This is a genomic window from Kitasatospora sp. NPDC057936, assembly GCF_042887525.1.
GTDB lineage: Bacteria > Actinomycetota > Actinomycetes > Streptomycetales > Streptomycetaceae > Kitasatospora.
In genome coordinates this window covers 38,181-55,589 of record NZ_JBHVPD010000037.1, presented here as the reverse complement: position 1 = coordinate 55,589, position 17,409 = coordinate 38,181, and the positions used below count along the sequence as shown (strand labels likewise).

Below are 17,409 nucleotides of genomic sequence, written 5' to 3'. Positions count from 1 at the left end.
TCTTCGGTCCGTCAGGGCCTCCCGGGCGCATCCGCCTTGCCCGAACCGTCACCGTCCGAGACCTCTCGAGGAACCCCTCCATGCCCCACACCATCTCGTCCCGTCCGCGGCGGGCGGCCGTGCTCACGGCGGCCGTGGCCGCCGGCACGCTGGCCACCCTCTCCCCGGCCGGCGCCGTCGTCGGCGACCCCGCCGCGGACGGCGCCTACGCCTACACCGCCAAGCTCGCCATCGGCGACAACTTCCGTACCTGCACCGGCGCGCTGGTGGACCCGTACCTGGTCGTCACCGCCGCGAGCTGCTTCTCCGACGACCCCGCCCAGCCGCAGGCGCTGAAGGCCGGCGTGCCGAAGTGGAAGACCACCGCCACCATCGCCGGCAAGGCCGTCGACGTCGCCTCGCTCACGCCGCGCGCCGACCGCGACCTCGTCGTGGCCCGCCTCGCCGCGCCCGTGCAGGGCGTCGCCCCGCTCGCCCTCGCGTCGGCCGCACCCACGTCCGGCGAGAAGCTGCGCGTTCCCGGCTACGGGCGCACCAAGGACGAGTGGGTCCCGGGCACGATGCACACCGGCGCCTTCACCCTCGACAGCGTGAACCCGGCCGGGATCGCCGTCACCGGCACCGGCGGCGCAGCGATCTGCAAGGGCGACACCGGCGCCCCCGCCATCCGCGAGACGAACGGCAAGGCCGAACTCGTCGCCGTCGCCTCCCGCTCCTGGCAGGGCGGCTGCCTCGGCGAGACCGAGACCCGCACCGGCGCCACCGGCACCCGCACCGACGACCTCTCCGGGTGGGTGCAGCAGGTGCGCTACGCCGCCGCGAACGCCGTCGCGCCGACCGCCAGTGCGGTGTACGACCCGGTCAAGCAGACGTCGACGGTGTTCACCGTCGACGCCGACGGCCGTGTCGTGGGCGCGTACAACATCAACGGTCAGGGCTGGAGTTCCTGGTCGCGGATCAGCGAACGGCCGGCCGGCGCCAAGCCGTTCGTGGGTTCGCCCACCGCCCTGTACAACCCCGCCACCGCCGCGATCGAGCTGTACGCCGTCGACAGCGACGGCCTCATGTGGCGCACCTACTACACGGCCGACGCCCAGGGCTGGCGCCCGTGGGCCGGCACCGGATCGACCAGGTTCACCGGCAGCGCCACCGCCGTCTACAACCCCGACACCAAGACCGCCGAGGTCTTCGCCACCACCGCCGACGGCCCCGTCGCCCACACCTACTACACCCCGGGCATGACCGGCTGGAGCGACTGGACCACCATCTACGACCGGAAGTTCAACGCCACCCCCGGCGCGATCTACAACCCGGCCACCGGCGCCATCGAGCTGTTCGCGGTCGGACGCGACAACAGCACGATGTACCACACCTACTGGTTCAACGACGGCAAGCCGTGGAGCGACTGGCTCCCCCTGGACGGGGCCGCCGTCACCGGCAGCCCGAGCCTGGTCTACAACCCCTCCACCAAGACCGCCGAGGTCTTCGCCACCACCGCCGACGGCCCCATCGCCCACCGCTACTACACCCCCGGCATGACCGGCTGGAGCAACTGGGCCACCATCAACGGCGACTACCGGTTCGCCGGCGCCCCCAGCGCCGTCTACAACCCGGCCACCGACGCGATCGAGCTGTTCGCCACCGGCCGCGACGCCTTCCTCTACCATGCCTACTGGTTCAACAACGGCAAGCCGTGGAGCGCCTGGGAGACCCTCGGGAACTGGAAGTTCTCCGGCCGGATCCCGACCACTGTCTTCAGCGCCTCCTCCAACACCATGGACCTCTTCGCCGCCGGCGCCGACGGCGCCGTGAACCACACCTCCTACAAGCCCGGCATGCCCAAGTGGGCCCCCCTGGACACCCTGCCCGGCACCACCCTGCCCACCGGCTGACGACACGGACGAGCCCGTCCGGCGGTGGCGCGGTCGCCACCGCCGGACGGGCTCGTCCGTCAGGCCTCGTCCGACTGCGCCGAAATGAGGGACAAGGACACCTGTTCCCTGACCATGTCGACGTCGAGGACCTGCGCCGTGACCCTGCGGCCGACCGGGATGGCGGCGGCGGCCAGGGTGGCCGTGAAGCCGCCGATGTCGACGAGGACGGCGCCCGGGGCGGTGGTTCCGGTGACGGTGCCGGTCACGGGCCGGCCGGGGCTCAGGGTTTTGAGCAGGGCCCAGTCCCGGTCGCCGGGGGCCGGGTCGGTGCGCCAGCGGGCGCGCAGGACGCCGTCGGGGTCGGGGAGCACGGCGGTGAGCACGGGGGTGCGTTCGTCGACGCACATCGGCAGGACCGCGGCGGCGCGGGCTCCGGCGACGCGGACGGTCAGGGCGGCGAAGTCGTCCTCGTCGGCGATCGTGCTGGTGATCCGGCCCTCGGCGTCCTCCCAGACGAGCTCGATCAGGTCCTCCTCCGGGAGGCCGGCCAGGACGGCGGCGACGTCGGGGGAAAGAGCAGGCCACACGGCCAGTTGTGCACGCGGGGCGAGCCGCGCCCGCACCGCCTCGATCGCGTCGTCGTCGGCGAGCCGGTGCCAGTGGGAGAGGTTGCCGACGGGCTTCTCCTCCAGGAGCCCGGCCCGGCCCGTCGCCGCGCACCAGCGCACCCGGGCCCAGAAGACCTCGTCGGCCGGGCGCTGTCCGTCAAGACCGTCCGACTCGTGGTCGTACGGGGAAGCGTCTATCGGCTCCGGGAAGAGCCCCGTCGCCCGGATGCGGGCCACGGCCCGTTCGCAGAGCCCGGCCGTGCCCACGTACAGGTACTGGTCGTACCCGACGTGGACGGTGAAGCCGTCGTCGCTCTCCAGGCGGCACCAGGCGCCGTTGTCGCGCAGCATGGCCCGCACGAGTTCCAGGGCGACGGGCAGTGCCACCCGGGCGCCGTCGTGGTAGCCGGTCAGGTCGGGCGGGAACAGCCCGGCCAGGCCGTGGCCCTCGACCGCCGGTTCCAGGCCGAAATGCGTGAAGCCGGGCCCGAGTTGGGGCTCGCGGATGGTCAGGTGCCGCACGCCGTCCGCCTCGGCGAAGGCGGCGACCGCGGCCAGGTAGGCGGCCTCGACCGGCCCGTGGTCGCTGGCCGAGTCCAGCGTCCCGGTGTAGTGGCCCCACTCGTTGCGGTCGGCTGGGTCGTACTTGGTGATCCGGTGGACGTGCCGGCGGGGAGAGCTCACGGGGTCATCCTGCCGGAACGGGGCCGGCCGAGGAGGAGCAGGGGCGGCGGCTCAGCCGAAGTCGGGGATGGGGTGGCCCGGGGCGAGGGCGGCGGCGATGCGCTGGGCGATGGTGTGGGCGTTGTGGTCGGCCGGGGCGCTCGGGCCGTTGGTGGTCGAGACGGCGATGGCCAGGTGCTCGCAGGGGAGGTAGTCCTGGGAGGCGGAGTAGCCGAAGAACAGCGGGTGCTGGGAGATCCAGCCGCCGACGACGAGGACGCCCATGCCGTAGTGGGTGGCCTCGGTCTGCGGGATGCAGATCGTCGCCAGGCACGTGTCGGTCGGGTGGCCGAGTCCTACCGTCCCCGGGTTCAGCAGCTGCTGGTAGGAGGCCGGGGAGAGCAGTTCGCCGGCGCCGATGGCGACGGCCGATCGTTCCAGGTCGCAGATGTCGGTGGTCTCCACGGCGCCGGGGGCGGTGGTCCACGAGGGGTTCCAGAAGGTCGACTCCTCGTAGGTGCCGCGTTCGGAGGTGAAGGCGTGCAGGACGGGCGTCGGGATGTCGGGGGTGTAGCTGTTGCGGGTCTCGTGCAGGCCGAGCGGGCCCAGGACCTCGCGCTGGAGCAGGACGTCCAGACGGGTTCCGGTGATCTTCTCCAGGGCCTCGCCGAGGAGGACGAAGTTCGCGTGGGAGTAGCTCCAGTTGGTGCCCGGGGCGTACAGCCGGTCCTGGCGGGTGGAGATGGCGACCAGTTCGTCGGCCGTCCACTGGCGGAACGGGTTCGCGTAGACGGCCGGGCCGAAGGACGGGTCCTTGACGTAGTCGGCGAGGCCGGTGGTGGAGGCGCCGAGCATGCGCAGGGTGAACTCGCGGTCGCTGCCCCGAAGGTCGGGCAGCCAGCGCGAGACGGGGTCGTCGAGGCCGACGACGCCCTGGTCGACCAGCCGCAGGAGTGCGGTGCCCAGGTAGCTGATGGCGATGTTGCCGTTGCGGAAGTGCATCGCGGGCTCGGCCGGGACGCCGGTCATCGACTCGCCGAGCGCGCCGGTGACGAGCTCGCGGCCGTCGACGGTGACCCGCAGGATCACCGACTTCAGGTCCAGCTCGGCCTTGGCCTGCTCGGCGATCCGCAGGACGTCGGCGGCCGGGCCGCCGTCGGGCGGGGCGGAGGCGGCGCAGGGACGGTGGTGGTGACCCTCGGGCTCCGCGCCGGCGGGTGCGGCCGGGGCGGTGAGGGCGAGGAGCGCGGTGACGGCGGCGAGGCGCAGCAGGGCGTTCCGGGTGGTCCTGCGGGTGGGTGTCATGCGCGCAGTATCGGGTGGGGGCGGCCGGGCGCCGGGTGTGGTCGCGGGCGACCCGCGTGAACGTCACCCGTCGGGTCCGCAGGGCGGGGCGCGACCGGACGGCGGGCAGGGGGCTCGGCTGGGCGGGTCAAGGTGGTGGGCGGGCCGTTTCCCCGGGGCGTCGGCGGGTGACTCCTTGCCGCCGGGGCCGTTCCCGTCCCCTCGCCGAATCGTCGTCCGGAGGATCCGCCGTGCCGCTTCGCTCTCGTCGCCGCCCCGGGGGCGCGCTCGCCGTCCTGCTCGCCACCGCCTCGGTGGTGCTGGTGCCCGCCGCTCCCGCCTCGGCCGGGGGCGGTCACGGGGACGACGGCCGGGGGCTGCGGGCCCGGTTGCAGGAGCTGGTCGACCGTCCGGACGGGCCGCCCGGGGCGATCGCGGTGCTGCGCGACGGCGACCGCGTGCGGGTGGTGCGGGCCGGGGTGTCGAAGGTCGGCACCCGCCGCCCGCCGGAGCCCGCCGACCACATGCGGCTCGCCAGCGCCGCGAAGGCGTTCAGCGGCGCGGTCGCGCTGCGGCTCGTCGACTGCGGGCTGCTCGGCCTGGACGACACCGTCGCCGGGCGGCTGCCCGCGCTGCCCGCCGACTGGGGCGCGGTGACGCTGCGCCAGCTGCTCAACCACACCAGCGGGCTGCCGGACTACAGCTCGGCGCCGGACTTCGTCGACATCATCCTCGCCGAGCCGCACCACGTGTTCGACTCCCGGCACCTGCTGGACTTCGTCGCCGGTGACCCCCTGGAGTTCACCCCCGGCACGCGCTACCAGTACTCCAACTCCGACAACATCGCCGTCGCCCTGATGGCCGAGGCCGCGACCGGGCAGCGCTACGAGGACCTGCTCGCCTCCGAGGTCTACGCTCCGCTCGGGCTCGACGGGACGAGCCTGCCCTCCGGCTTCGAGCTGCCCAGGCCCTACCTGCACGGCTACGCCGTCGAGCCGCCCCACCCGGTGGAGGACGTCAGCACCCGGTTCGGCGCCTCGGGTGCCTGGGCCTCGGGCGGGCTGGTCTCCACCCCTCGGGACTTCAGCACCTTCGCGGCCGCCTACGCGGGCGGGCCGCTGATCGGCGACGCCACCCGCCTGGAGCAGCGGGCCTTCGTCGCCGGGGCCTCCGAGCCGGCCGGCCCGGGGGCCAACCGGGCCGGGCTGGGGATCTTCGAGTACACCACCCGGTGCGGCGTCGTGTACGGGCACACGGGCAACACCGCCGGCTACACCCAGTTCGGCGCGGGCACCCCGGACGGGCGGCGCAGCGTCACCGTGTCCGTCACCGAGCAGGTCAACCAGCGCAACAGCCCGGCGCTGCTGGAGCGACTGCGGGCCGTCGAGGAGGACTTCGTCTGCGCGCTGCTGGCGGGGTAACGACGATCGAAGCGGCCGGTCGCCGGCCCGCGCGCCGTGCGCGGGCCGGCGGGATCCCGTCAGATGCCGACGATCCGCAGGTCGCCGTCCGCGATGTAGAGGGTGTGGGCGTCGGGGCCCACCGCCAGGGCCGTCACCCAGTTGAGACCGGTGACCGCCTCGGCCGGGACGAGGGTGTTGGTCGAGGTGTCGAGGGAGAGGATCCGGGCCTTGCCGGTGGAGCTGGAGGAGTCCAGGCAGGCGATGTACAGCCGGGTGCCGTCCGGGCTGACCGACGGGTCGTGCAGCGTTTGTGCCGGGGTGATGCCCAGGTCCGTGGTCGCGGTGACGGTGTCGGCGGCGGGGTCGACCGTGTAGCCGGTGCCGGTGCTGCTCACGCCGTACACGCGGGTGCCGTCCGGGGCCAGTGCCAGAGCGGTCCTGGTGCCGGGGGCGGCGACGGTCCCGGCCACGGCCGGGGGCTCGGCGCTGGTGTCCAGGTGGTCCAGGCCCTCGTCGGTGCTGACGTAGGTGTCGGCGCCGTCCGGCCGGGTGACCACCGACCACAGGGAGCGGCCGGGTACCGTGACGGCGGCGGTGAACGCCTGCTGCTGCGGGGAGAACTCCAGGACCCGGGCGCCCGGTTGGACCGGCTGGTGCCAGGGCGAGGGTCCGTCCTGGGTGACGTAGACCCGTGAGCCGTCCGGGCTGACCGTCAGTGCGCTCAGGCCCCCGGGGCTGGTCCCGTCCGGGCGCGGCTGGTCCGGCGCGAGCGTGGTGGAGACCACCGTGCCGGTGGCCGTGTCGACGGCGCCCAGCGTGGACAGCGGCAGCAGGCTCATCGCGCCGAACAGCACGTAGACCCGCGAGCCGTCCGGGCTGACCGCCACCGGCCCGGCGTCGGCCCCGTACCCGGTGGTCAGCGTGACCGTGGCGGTGACCGCACCGCTCCGGGTGTCGACCGCCTTCAGCTTGACGCCGTTCATGCCGTCCTTGACCGAGACGTACGCCGTGCGCCCGTCCGGGCTGACCGCCACCGAGGCGGGCTCCGAGCCCAGGGCGACGGTCTGCGGGACACCCCGGACCGGTCCGTCGGGCGCGTCGTCCGCCCCCGCGGCGCCGGCCCCGGCGAGCAGCAGTGCTCCCGCCGTCACCAGAGCGCCTAACCAACGAGCCTTCGACACGAGCGAGTTCACGGTGCCCTCCCCTTGGCGTGCCGCGGGTCCCCGCGGCGGGAGGCAAACGCTACGGGACGGGCGGGGCGTCCGAGGCGGGTCCCAGGCTCGGGGGATCAGGAGCAGTGGTAGGGGAAGGTGGCGGTCGCGGTGCGGGCGCCGGGCGAGAGGATCTGCAGGGTGGCGGTGGCCTGGAGGGAGCCCTGGCCGTCGAAGGTCCAGCGCAGCACCAGGTCGGTGTGGCGGGTGCCGGAGCGGACGTCCTGCACGAGCTCGTCCGAGGTCGTGCCGTCGCTGCGCTGCCAGCGGTAACGGATGCTGCCGGCGCCGCCGTTGGTCTCCACCGAGGCCGTGACGACGGCGGTGCCGCCGCAGCCGGGGCCCGCCGGGTCGGTGGTCACGCCGACGGAGGTGACGGCCAGGGCGGTCGTGTGGAAGCGCCAGAACAGCAGCGCCAGGACGGCGAGGAGCACGGCCACCGGCACCAGCCACCTGCGCACGCGGCGGGGCCGCTTGGGCTGCCGGTCCGCGGGCGTCTCGCCGTGCCACGCGGCGGCGGCCTGCGGCGGGACGCCGGGGCCGAAGCGGCGCAACTCGCCGGGGGCGAGGGGGTGTTCGTCCGGTGCGGCGGCCGGGGTGGAGACGGAGGCCTCGGGCGCGGGCTCCTCGGGCGCGGCCTCCTCGGGCAGCGGGATCGGCTCGGGCAGCGTGGCGCTCTCCCCCGCCCCCGGCGCGCCGCCCCACACCCGCGGGTCGAGGAACGTCGCGCTCTCGGCCTCCGCCTCCGCCCCGGCCTCGGGCAGCGGGATCGGCTCGGGCAGCGTGGCGCTCTCCCCCGCCCCCGGCGCGCCGCCCCACACCCGCGGGTCGAGGAAGGTCGCACTCTCGGCCTCGGCGGAGTCGAGGCGCACGGTGGCCTCGGCGTCCGGTGTGGCGGCGGGCGCGGGCGCCGGGGAGAGCCGGACGGTGCGGTCCGTGCGCGGGTCGGGCGCGCCGAGCGGCGAGCGGGGCAGCGGGACCGTCCCGGACTCCCCCTTGTCCAGACGGACCGTCTCCACCGCGTCCGGCCCGCCCAGCGGCGGCCGGGGGAACGGGACGGTCTCACCCTCCCCCGTCAGGCGCAGGCGCTCCTCGTTGTCGAGGCGCACCGTCTCCACCACATCCGGCCCAGCCAGCGGCGGGCGCGGCAGCGGAACCGTCCCGGACTCCCCCGTCAGACGCAGGCGCTCCTCGTTGTCCAGACGGACCGTCTCCACCGCATCCGGCCCGCCCAGCGGCGAGCGCGGCAGCCGGACGGTCCGGTCCGCGCGCGGGTCGGAAACTCCGCCGAGGCGCGTCGTCGCCTCGGCGGCGTCCGTGCGGCTGGTCTCCTCCCCCTCGCCCGTACCCGGACCGAGCCGGACGGTCTGGTCGGCGCCCGGGGTGGGGGCGGCGTCGGGGTGGGGCGTGGACATGGCTTTCTCCAGGGCGAGGGGTGGGGCGGCTGTGACCGGGACCGACAGGGCGTCAGCGGGGCGGGTTGCAGGTGAAGGCGTACAGCTCGGCGGACGTCTTGCCCGGTGCGGTCGCGGCCGGGCTGGTGCCGACGCGGACGCCCCAGGTCGTGGAGTTGTCGGCGGAGCCGAAGTTGTGGACGCGGGTGATGGTGGCGCGGCCGTTCTGGACCGGCACGGTGTCGGTGGCGACGGTGGCGGCGCGTCCGCCCGAGCTGTGGTACCAGCTGAGGGTCAGGGTGCCGGTCGCGTTGCCCTGGGCGGCCACGGTGACGGTGGCGGTCAGGGCCCACTGGCCGCTGCAGGACAGCGAGTCCAGGTTCACCGAGCTGATGGTGAGGGTGGCGGGCGCGACGGTCTGGGTCGGCGAGGGCGAGGGCGCCGAGGAGGTCGGCCCGCCCTGCACGGGACCGGGCCCCGGGCCGGGGCCGGGGCCGGCGGGCGGGGCGGACGCCGGTGCGCCGGGGCCGGCCGGGGCCGGCTGCGGGCCGGTGGCGGGGGCCGCGGGCGTGCCCGGTGCGGCGGGTGTCTTGCCGCCCGGCGTGGCCGGGGCGGACGGGGTCGCGGTGGCGGTCGCGCTGGTGGACGCGGTGGCCGTCGGCGTCGCCGTGGCGGGCGGGGTCGCGGTGGCGCCGGTCGTGCTGGGCGGGGCGGACGGGCTGCCGGTCGGGTCGTGCGCGCCGAGGCTGGTGGTGGCCTCGGGCGAGGCGCCGCCGAGCACGGTGCGGGCGCCGCCGTCGGCGGCTCCCGCCATGGCGACGGTGGTGAGGGTGGCCAGGGCGATGACGCCGGCCGCGACGCCGGTGAGGACCTTGCCGCGGGTCCCGATACGGGCGGTCAGGGGCAGGCTGGCGGCGGCCGGTGCGGCGTCGGCGCCCACGTCCATGGCGGCGTCCGTGTAGGCGTCCGTCTCGGCCGGGCCGAGGAGGGTGTGGGCCAGCGAGGTGCCGCCGCCGGCCGCTCCGCCGGCGCCGGGCAGCAGCAGCGCGAGCAGGGCGACCAGCGCGGTCAGGTCGCGGCGGCCCTTCTCCTCCCAGTACGGCCCGTAGGCGGCGGCCGCGACGGCCTCCAGCTGTTCGACGAGCGCGGCCGCGCTGTCGGGCCGGGCCTCGGGTTCCTTGGCCAGGCCCGCCAGGATCAGCGGCCGGACGGGCTCCGGGGCCAGTTCGGCCGGGATCGGCGCCTCGCTGTGCTGGACGGCGAGTTCGACGATCGTGGCGCCCTCGTAGGGGCGGGCGCCGGTGAGGCACTCGAAGAAGGTGGCGGTCGCCGCGTAGACGTCGCCCGCCGGGGAGGCGGGCCGGCCCGCCCACTGCTCGGGCGGCATGTAGGCGGGGGTGCCGGAGACGTCGCGGTCGGCGCCGCTGGGCACGGCGATGCCGAAGTCGACGAGCTTGGACGTGCCGACGGTGTCGACCAGGACGTTGGCGGGCTTGTAGTCGCGGTGCACGACGCCGGCCCCGTGCGCGGCGGCCAGGCCCAGCAGCGAGCCCTTCAGGACCACCAGGGCGGCCTCCGGAGTGGTGGCGCCCTCCGCGCGCAGCAGGTCGCGCAGCGCGATGCCGTCGACCAGTTCCATCACGATGGCCGAGCCCTGCTCGCCCTCGACGTACTCGTAGAGCCGGGTGACGTACGGGGAGTCGATGCCGGCGAGGACCTCGGCCTCGGCGCGCAGCGCGGCGGAGGCGGCGGAGGCGTGGAGGTGCTTGATCGCCACCGGGGTGCCGGTGTCGCGGTGGCGGGCGAGCACGACCCGCCCGCTCGCCCCGGCGCCGAGCTCGCGCTCGTAGAGGTACTCCGGGAGCTCCCAGAGGTGTTCGGCGGGCGTGGTGTCGCCGCCGCCGGGTCTGTGGCCCTCGGCCTGTCTGTCGTCCATCGTCCTGCGCTCTTCCCGTTCCTGCTCGCTGCCTGCTCGGCTCCGCGGCGCCGCACCTTACGGCACGCCGACTACCGGCGGGGACGCGGGCCGTGAACTGCGGGTTCCGGCGGTCGCGGCCGGGAAGGTCACGATTCGGGTGCTTCGTACAGGGCCCCAATTTCGGTCGTACCGGCAGGATCTGGTCCCGGGTGTGGCAGGATGCGAGTCGATCATGGACTCCAGGGAGGGGACCCGGTGCGGTTGCGTGGCGTGGTGTCGGCTGCCGTCGTCGCGGCGGCGCTCGCCTTGTCCGGTTGTTCGCAGGAACCGCCCGTGCGGGCGGCGGACGGCGGCCCGTCCCCGGCGGGGGCTCCGGCGCAGGTCCGGCTGCGCGACGCACTCCTGACCGACCGTCAACTGCCGCCCGATTTCCGACTGTTGACTGCTTCGGCTACACCTGACCGGCACTTCTCGGACGTCCCGATCACGGCCATGCCGTGCGAGGAGCTCGTGGTGGAGGGCTTCACGGCGAGGCACGACCGCCCCGCGGAGGGCGTGTCGGTGGGGCTGGAGAAGCCGTCCGACGACTGGTTCGGCCGGGAGTCGCTCGACCGGTACCCGCCCGGGCGGGCCGCCGCCGTCATGGCGGCCGTCCACGGCGCCGCGCAGCGCTGCGCCTCGTACACCGCCACGCTTCCCGTCGACGGTTCCCCGACGAGGAACACGGTGTCCACGGCGGGAGTGGGCGGCGTGGCGGCCGACGACGGCCTGGTGCTGCGGATCTCCGCGCTCGGCCCCGGCGATGGCGAGCCGTACGTGACCGAGGTGGCACTGGTCCGCGAGGGCGACGTGATCCTCACCGTGCACAAGACCGTCGCGCAGCAGCCCCGGTCCAGCGTGGAGGCCGTCCTGCCGGCCGCGGTGGCGGCGTACCGGGCGGCGGCCGGTACGCCGTAGGCGCCGGGCAGCCTTCCGCTCCGCCCGGCGGGCGGCCTTTCGCCGTAGGCGCCGGGTAGCCTTCCGCTCCGCCCGGCGGGCGGCCTTTCGCCGTAGGTTGGCGGGATGACGGCCGAGTTCGAGACTTTCGCGCGTACCGCCACCGGTTTCACCCCCTACCCGTACCAGGTGGCGCTGGCCGCCGAGGGACTGCCCGCGCTGCTGGAGGCGCCCACCGGGGCGGGCAAGACCGTGGCCGCCGTGCTGCCGTGGCTGTACCGGCGGCTGGTCACGGCGCCCGGGGACACGCCGCGACGGCTGGTGCTGGTGCTGCCGCGGCACAGCCTCGCCGACCAGACCTTCGCCCGGATCGCGGGGTGGCTGGAACGCCTGGGGCTGACGGGCGAGGTGGGGCTGCACCTGCTCGCGGGCGCGGCGGCGCAGGAGGGCGGCTGGCGGCGCGCGCCCGAGCGCAGCGCGATCCTGGTCGGCGCGCACGACGTGCTGCTCAGCCGGGCGCTCATGCGCGGCTACGCGGACGCGCGGACGATGGCGCCGGTCTCGTACGCGCTGCTGCACACGGACGCGCAGTGGGTGTTCGACGAGGCGCACCTGCTCGGGCCCGGCCTGTCCACGGGTGTGCAACTCCAGCGGCTGCGCGATGAGCTGGGGACGGCGGCGGCGACCCGGACGATGTGGATGTCGTCGGTGCGCGGGCCTTTCGACCCCGGCGGCAGCGCGGTACGTGCGCCGGAGGCGGCCGGGACGCTGCGGCGGATCGCCCGGCTCGACGTCGGGCCCGGACGGTACGCCGCCGCGCTGGCGCGGGCCGTCGCCGGTGCGCACGTGCCCGGCACCCGGACCGTCGTGGTGCTCGACTCGCCGGAGCGGGCGCGGGCCGTGCACGCGGGCCTGGCCGAACTGGGGTGCGCGGCGCTCCTGCTGCACCCGCACTTCCGGGCCGCCGACCGCCGCCGCGTCCTGGCCGCCGCCGAGGCCGAAGGCGACCTCGTGCTCGTCACCACTCCCGCCGTGGAGGCCGGGCCGGACCTCTCCGGCCGCACCGTGGTCACCGAACTCGCGCCCTGGGCCTCGCTGGTGCAGCGCGCCGGGCGCTGCAACCGGCACGGCGAGCACCCGGATGGCGGCGACCTGCTGTGGTGCACGCCGCCCGAGGGCGGCGATGCGGCCGTCGCGCGCTGGCTGACCGCCCACGAGGGCCGGGCCGTCACCCCCGGCGACCTGCTGGCGGCCCGCGTCGGGACGCCGCCCGCGCCGCCGGGGCCCGGGCGCGAGGACGTCCTGGCCCTGTTCGACTCCCCCGCCGACGCCGCCGACCCCACCGACCCCACCGACCGGGCCGACCCCACCGACCGGGCCGACCAACGGGCCGACCGGGCCGACGCGGTGGACCGGTGGATCTGCGGGCCGTCCGAGGCGGACTCGCTCCCGGCGCTGGCCGCCTGGCGCGCGTGGGAGTCCGGCGCGCCCGGCGAGGAGGAGCCCGACCCGGCGAGCGCCGAACTCTGCCCGGTGCCGCTCGGCGAGCTGCGCCGGCTGCCCGCCGGCCGGGCCTGGCTGCGCGATGCCCTGGACGGCTGGTGGCGCCCCGCGCAGCCGGACGACCTGCGCCCCGGCGTCCGTGTGCTCCTGGACGCCCGTGCCGGCGGCTACCTGCCGGACCTCGGCTGGAGCCCGGCGAGCCCGGCCCCCGTCCCGTGCGAGGCGCCCGGCCCGAGGACGCCGCTCTACGCCTGCACTGCCTGGGTCGGTCTCGACCAGCACCTCCAGGAGACCGCCGAGGAGGCGCAGTCGCTGCTCGCCGCACTTCCTCGACTCCCCGCCGGGCTGGGCGAGGCCGTCGTCGAGGCGGCCCGCTACCACGACCTCGGCAAGTGCCACGACGCCTTCCAGGAGAAGCTGCGGGCCGGCCGCACCGACCCGCCCGCCGGCCTGCTGGCCAAGTCGAAGAACGGCGCCGACCCCCTGCCGCCCTACCGTCCGACCCGCCCCTACTTCCGGCACGAGCTCGTCAGCGCCCTCCTGCTGTGGCACGGCGGTCACGACCCCCTGGTGACCTACCTGGCCGCCGCCCACCACGGCCACGTCCGCGTCACCGTGCGCCCGCGCGGCGACGAGGCCCCGCTGCTGCTCGGCGTCGCCGACGGCGACCGCACCCCGCCCGTCGACCTGTCCACCGGCGAGCACTTCCCGGCCCTCACCCTGCACACCGCCGGCTTCCCGCAGGCCTGGACCGAACGCGCCCTCGCCCTGCGCGACACCCCAGGCCTCGGCCCGTTCCGCCTCGCCTTCCTCGAAACCCTCGTCCGCGTCGCCGACTGGCGCGCCAGCGCCCGCCACGACGGCCCCCTGCCGACACCAGCGGATCGTTGACGAACGACGTGTCAGCATGGACGGATGGATGTGATCTTCAGGGCTCGGAAGCGCGTGACGACGCCGGTTCTCGACATCGCGTACGAGCAGTTCGGGGAGTCCGGGGAGTCCGGGGAGTCCGGGGCGGGCGCGGGGGTGCCGGTGGTCCTGCTGCACGGATTCCCCTATGACGTGCGGGCGTTCGACGAGGTGGCGGCGCGGCTCGCCGCGCGCGGGCGGGTCGCGCTGGTGCCGTACCTGCGCGGGTGCGGGCCGACGGCGTTCCGGGACGAGGGGGCGATGCGCAGCGGGCAGCAGGCCGCGCTCGGGCAGGACCTGGCCGACTTCCTGGACGCGCTGGGGATCGGGCGGGCGGTGGTCGCCGGGTACGACTGGGGCGGGCGGGCGGCGTGCGTGGCGGCGGCGCTGTGGCCGGAACGCGTCGCGGGGCTGGTGACGGGCGGCGGCTATCTCGTCCAGGACATCGCGGGTTCGGTGGAGCCGGTTTCGCCGGAGGCGGAGCGCAATCTCTGGTACCAGCACTATTTCCACTCGGAGCGTGGGCGAAGGGGATTGGAGCGCAACCGCGAGGAGCTGTGCGCGTTGCTCTGGCGGCTGTGGTCGCCGACGTGGGCCGGGGCCGGCGAGGCATTCGGGGCGTCGGCGGCGAGCCTGCACAATCCGGACTTCGTCGACGTCGTGGTGCACTCCTACCGGCACCGGTTCGGGCTCGTGGCGGGGGATCCGCGCTACCAGGCGCTGGAGGACCGGCTCGCGGCCGGGCCGCCGATCACGGTGCCGACGGTCGTGCTGGTCGGCGGCGCGGACGGGGTGATCCCCGTCGACGTACAGGGCGATACCGGGCGCTTCCGCGGGCCGTGCGAGGTCACCGTCCTGCCGGGGATCGGGCACAACGTGCCGCAGGAGGCTCCCGGGGCGTTCGCGGACGCGGTGCTGGGACTGCCCGGCCCGCCCCACTGATGCGCATTACGCCTGGCCGCCCACCGGGGACGGGGACGGGCCGCCGCCGTGCCTGCCGACGTTCCTGGAGATGACCGGGGAGCACCACGAGCGCGTGCGCCGCGCCGTGCTGCCGCTGTTCGGGCGCGGGGGCTGGAGTTCATGCGGCCGGCGACCTGGTCCTGCTGTCCCTGGACGCCGCCAACCACGACCCCGCGGCGTTCACCGGCGCCGAGGACTTCGACCCCGCCCGCTCCCCCAACCCCCACCTGCGCTTCGGCTACGGCCGCCACCACTGCCCCGGCGCCCACCTGGTGCGCCGGCACTCCGACACCGCCTTCCGCACCCTGCTCACCCACCTCCCCGCCACCCTGCGCCTCGCCGCCCCGCCCGCCGACATCCCCTGGCACCCCAACCGCATGGCCATCACCCCGGCCGCCGTCCCGGTCACCTGGTGAACCGATGAATTGGTGACCCGGTGAACCGGTGTGGGGCGCCCGGGACCGTCCTGGCGCCCCACACCGTGCTTTCGCGCCCGGCCGGGCGAAAACCCGTGGCCGGACGGGCGGGTGGGGCGGTTGACTGGGGCGGACACGGCATCGGGCGGCGAGGAGGAATCCGTGGAGGCCCCGGCTTTCGAGGTCCGGCTGACCGGCACCCCGGCCCGCGACGCGACCGCCCTGCGGGCGGTGCGGGCGGTCACCGGCCTGAGCCTGTGGCGCAGCCGGCAGGTGCTGGACGGCCCGCCCGCCGTCGTCCAGGCGGGTGCCCCGTTCGACATCGCCGTCCGGCTGGCCCGGCAGCTGCGCGAGGCCGGTGTGCCGGCCGACGTCCGGTGCGACTGGTGCCGGCGCACGCTGCCGGGCGACGGCACCGCGGTCGATCCCGGGCCGTGCGCGTCGCAGTACTGGCCCGTCGCGCACTGCGGGGCCAACTCCGTGACGGACTGCGACTGCTGGGTCTGCGCGCTGCGCGGCCAGGGCTGATCCCGGGCCGTCGCGGTCGACGGCCCGGGCCGCGGTCAGGGCGTGATGACGAACGAGCGGATGGTGTCGAAGTCGACGAATATCCGGCCCGGCCCGAGCAGCGGCTCGCAGTCGACTCCCCCGGGGCCTCGGCACAGCGACACCCGGCCGCCGGTCAGGTTGTTATCCAGCCATCCCATGCCGTGCACGTTGGACGGGGTGTGCACCCCGTAGCCGTAGAAGACCATGATCGGCTGGTCCGGGACGAGGATGCACACGGCTTCCCGCGGGCATTGCTCGACCGTGTCGGCCCGGGCCGTGCCCGTGCCGACGAGGGTGGTGGCGGCGAGGGCGGCCGCGGCGGCGCCCGTTGCGAGGACGGCCTTCAGGCTCTTCATCGGCTCTTCCTTCCGTTTCGTGACCGATCGTCAGGAACCCCACCCATGGAACGTCGTGGGTGGGGTGCCGGTCGAATGGTTCGAAGGAATTCGAAGACGATCACCTGGGAATGCCCGGGCCGCCGGGCGGAGGCCGGCGGCCCGGGGCGGGCCCGGTTCTACCTGTAGCGGTAGCGGATGCGGCCGCGGGAGAGGTCGTAGGGGCTGAGCTCCACGAGGACGCGGTCCTCGGGGAGGATCTTGATGTAGTTCTTGCGGATCTTCCCGCTGATGTGGGCGAGCACGACGTGCCCGTTCTGGAGCTGCACCTTGAAGGTCGCGTTGCGCAGGCACTCGGTGACGGTGCCCTCGACTTCGATGGCTCCTGTTGATTTGGTCATGGTTTCCCGTTTCCGGTCGGTGGGGCGGTGGATCGCTTGTGTGGTGTGGCGGGGCGTCAGCGGCGGACGAGTTCCAGGATGCTGCCCACATGCTCGGCGCCCACGCCTTCGAGGAGGGCGATGGCGGCCGTGTTGGTCTCGTCGGCCTCGGCCCAGGCCGAGGCCGTCCCGGCGTGGTGCAGCGAGCCCAGTGTGTGGGCCAGCAGCGCCCGGGCGATGCCCCTGCGCTGCGCCTCGGCGCGGACGGCGATGAGGCCGATCCGCGGCCGGCGGGTGACCGGGGCGAGGCGGAGCAGGCCGAGGTAGCGGCCGTCCTGCTGCGCGACGACGTACTTCGACGGGTCGACGACGGTGGTGCCCGCCGGGCGGGGCAGTACCTCGGCCGGCATCGTCCGCCAGCCGGGGCCGGCCCCGACCTCGTCGCGCACGGCGCGGTCCAGGTCGTGCAGTGGGCCTTCCTGCGCCTGGCCGGCGGGCACGATCGTCACGCCCGCCGGGGGCCGTGCCGGGGCGAGCCCGGTGGTGTGCGGGTCGGTGGGCACGACGTAGGTCCGCTCGCGGCGGGCGGTGGTGAAGCCGAGCCGCTGCCAGGCGGCCACCGCGTCGTGGTCGGCTTCGTCGGCGACGGTGTGCAGCGGCGCCGGCAGGTCGGCGAGCATCGTGGCGGCGAGGCGGTCGCGGGCCGCGTCGTGCCAGGCGTCGATGCTGACGAAGAGCCGCCCGTCGGGCCTGTTCGAGGCGTCGGCACGGCCGACGACCAGGTCGCCGTCGAGGGCCTGCCACTGCGTGTCGGCGGTACGGGTGACGGTGAGCGCGTGCTCGCGCGGGCCCGGGACGGGGTGCGGGGAAGAGGATGCGTTCATGGTGTTGCCTTTCGGGAGTGCCTTGTCGCAGGGGCTCCCGGGCGACACCAAACGTCAATCGCCCACCGTGACGACGAGGGGGAGCACCCACACGGATACAGCCTTCATGGGTCTCACACCTCCTCACGTTCTTTCACGGCTGCACAGACAGTAACAGCAAGGAGCGGACCGGCCCAACC

Annotated in this window: 15 protein-coding genes; 7 read left to right on the top strand and 8 right to left on the bottom strand. The window is 75.2% G+C overall.

What is annotated here, in order from left to right; all coding sequences use genetic code 11:
- The first annotated feature begins 80 nt into the window (after positions 1 to 80).
- Positions 81 to 1,892: a trypsin-like serine protease gene (locus ACFVU9_RS20610; RefSeq protein WP_387595203.1), complete on the top strand. Its 1,812-nt coding sequence runs from the start codon at positions 81 to 83 to the stop codon at positions 1,890 to 1,892.
- Between the two features lie 59 nt (positions 1,893 to 1,951).
- Here the strand turns inward: ACFVU9_RS20610 and ACFVU9_RS20605 are convergent, their stop codons facing one another.
- Together ACFVU9_RS20605 and ACFVU9_RS20600 are read right to left on the bottom strand one after the other, a co-directional pair.
- Positions 1,952 to 3,166, bottom strand: a complete 1,215-nt coding sequence (locus tag ACFVU9_RS20605; RefSeq protein WP_387595200.1) for an RNA-binding protein — start codon at positions 3,164 to 3,166, stop codon at positions 1,952 to 1,954.
- A gap of 51 nt (positions 3,167 to 3,217) precedes the next feature.
- Positions 3,218 to 4,450 carry a serine hydrolase domain-containing protein gene (locus tag ACFVU9_RS20600; protein ID WP_387595197.1) on the bottom strand — a complete coding sequence of 411 codons (1,233 nt, stop codon included), beginning with the start codon at positions 4,448 to 4,450 and terminating at the stop codon, positions 3,218 to 3,220.
- 230 nt (positions 4,451 to 4,680) lie between these two features.
- Here ACFVU9_RS20600 and ACFVU9_RS20595 point away from each other — a divergent pair, with 230 nt between their 5' ends.
- A complete protein-coding gene (locus tag ACFVU9_RS20595; protein ID WP_387595194.1) occupies positions 4,681 to 5,850 on the top strand; it encodes a serine hydrolase domain-containing protein in 1,170 nt (389 codons plus the stop codon).
- 59 nt (positions 5,851 to 5,909) lie between these two features.
- Here ACFVU9_RS20595 and ACFVU9_RS20590 read toward each other — a convergent pair whose 3' ends face one another.
- The 3 genes from ACFVU9_RS20590 to ACFVU9_RS20580 all read right to left on the bottom strand — a co-directional run bounded on the left by ACFVU9_RS20590 (position 5,910) and on the right by ACFVU9_RS20580 (position 10,373).
- The gene (locus tag ACFVU9_RS20590; RefSeq protein WP_387595191.1) at positions 5,910 to 6,983 is read right to left on the bottom strand and encodes a hypothetical protein; all 1,074 of its coding nucleotides are present in this window, start codon (positions 6,981 to 6,983) and stop codon (positions 5,910 to 5,912) included.
- 137 nt (positions 6,984 to 7,120) lie between these two features.
- Positions 7,121 to 8,458 (bottom strand): hypothetical protein, encoded by a 1,338-nt coding sequence (locus tag ACFVU9_RS20585; protein WP_387595188.1) that lies wholly within the window; start codon positions 8,456 to 8,458, stop codon positions 7,121 to 7,123.
- Between the two features lie 52 nt (positions 8,459 to 8,510).
- Positions 8,511 to 10,373: a serine/threonine-protein kinase gene (locus ACFVU9_RS20580; protein ID WP_387595185.1), complete on the bottom strand. Its 1,863-nt coding sequence runs from the start codon at positions 10,371 to 10,373 to the stop codon at positions 8,511 to 8,513.
- A 237-nt stretch (positions 10,374 to 10,610) separates the two neighbouring features.
- Between ACFVU9_RS20580 and ACFVU9_RS20575 the strand changes: the two genes are divergently transcribed.
- The 5 genes from ACFVU9_RS20575 to ACFVU9_RS20555 all read left to right on the top strand — a co-directional run bounded on the left by ACFVU9_RS20575 (position 10,611) and on the right by ACFVU9_RS20555 (position 15,610).
- Complete coding sequence (locus tag ACFVU9_RS20575; RefSeq protein WP_387595182.1) at positions 10,611 to 11,312, top strand: hypothetical protein; 702 nt, start codon at positions 10,611 to 10,613, stop codon at positions 11,310 to 11,312.
- Between the two features lie 105 nt (positions 11,313 to 11,417).
- The gene (locus ACFVU9_RS20570; RefSeq protein ID WP_387595179.1) at positions 11,418 to 13,685 is read left to right on the top strand and encodes a CRISPR-associated endonuclease Cas3''; all 2,268 of its coding nucleotides are present in this window, start codon (positions 11,418 to 11,420) and stop codon (positions 13,683 to 13,685) included.
- Between the two features lie 54 nt (positions 13,686 to 13,739).
- Entirely contained in the window at positions 13,740 to 14,645 is a 906-nt protein-coding gene (locus ACFVU9_RS20565; protein WP_387595176.1) for an alpha/beta fold hydrolase, read from the top strand.
- 155 nt (positions 14,646 to 14,800) lie between these two features.
- Positions 14,801 to 15,082 (top strand): cytochrome P450, encoded by a 282-nt coding sequence (locus ACFVU9_RS20560; protein ID WP_387595251.1) that lies wholly within the window; start codon positions 14,801 to 14,803, stop codon positions 15,080 to 15,082.
- Between the two features lie 162 nt (positions 15,083 to 15,244).
- Positions 15,245 to 15,610 (top strand): ribosomal protein L7/L12, encoded by a 366-nt coding sequence (locus tag ACFVU9_RS20555; RefSeq protein WP_380498067.1) that lies wholly within the window; start codon positions 15,245 to 15,247, stop codon positions 15,608 to 15,610.
- 35 nt (positions 15,611 to 15,645) lie between these two features.
- On the opposite strand, the gene ACFVU9_RS20550 is transcribed toward ACFVU9_RS20555, so the two are convergent.
- The 3 genes from ACFVU9_RS20550 to ACFVU9_RS20540 form a co-directional block, all read right to left on the bottom strand.
- Positions 15,646 to 15,987: a hypothetical protein gene (locus ACFVU9_RS20550; RefSeq protein ID WP_387595173.1), complete on the bottom strand. Its 342-nt coding sequence runs from the start codon at positions 15,985 to 15,987 to the stop codon at positions 15,646 to 15,648.
- 158 nt (positions 15,988 to 16,145) lie between these two features.
- A complete protein-coding gene (infA, locus tag ACFVU9_RS20545; RefSeq protein WP_387595170.1) occupies positions 16,146 to 16,367 on the bottom strand; it encodes a translation initiation factor IF-1 in 222 nt (73 codons plus the stop codon).
- 56 nt (positions 16,368 to 16,423) lie between these two features.
- Entirely contained in the window at positions 16,424 to 17,230 is an 807-nt protein-coding gene (locus ACFVU9_RS20540) for a GNAT family N-acetyltransferase (RefSeq protein ID WP_387595167.1), read from the bottom strand.
- Between the last annotated feature and the right edge of the window lie 179 nt (positions 17,231 to 17,409).

Excerpts from the sequence above, each read along its gene's own strand:
- ACFVU9_RS20610 (WP_387595203.1), top strand. The coding sequence starts at position 81 with ATGCCCCACACCATCTCGTCCCGTCCGCGGCGGGCGGCCGTGCTCACG.
- ACFVU9_RS20600 (WP_387595197.1), bottom strand. The coding sequence starts at position 4,450 with ATGACACCCACCCGCAGGACCACCCGGAACGCCCTGCTGCGCCTCGCC.
- ACFVU9_RS20585 (WP_387595188.1), bottom strand. The coding sequence starts at position 8,458 with ATGTCCACGCCCCACCCCGACGCCGCCCCCACCCCGGGCGCCGACCAG.
- ACFVU9_RS20580 (WP_387595185.1), bottom strand. The coding sequence starts at position 10,373 with ATGGACGACAGACAGGCCGAGGGCCACAGACCCGGCGGCGGCGACACC.
- ACFVU9_RS20570 (WP_387595179.1), top strand. The coding sequence starts at position 11,418 with ATGACGGCCGAGTTCGAGACTTTCGCGCGTACCGCCACCGGTTTCACC.
- ACFVU9_RS20550 (WP_387595173.1), bottom strand. The coding sequence starts at position 15,987 with ATGAAGAGCCTGAAGGCCGTCCTCGCAACGGGCGCCGCCGCGGCCGCC.
- infA (WP_387595170.1), bottom strand. The coding sequence starts at position 16,367 with ATGACCAAATCAACAGGAGCCATCGAAGTCGAGGGCACCGTCACCGAG.
- ACFVU9_RS20540 (WP_387595167.1), bottom strand. The coding sequence starts at position 17,230 with ATGAACGCATCCTCTTCCCCGCACCCCGTCCCGGGCCCGCGCGAGCAC.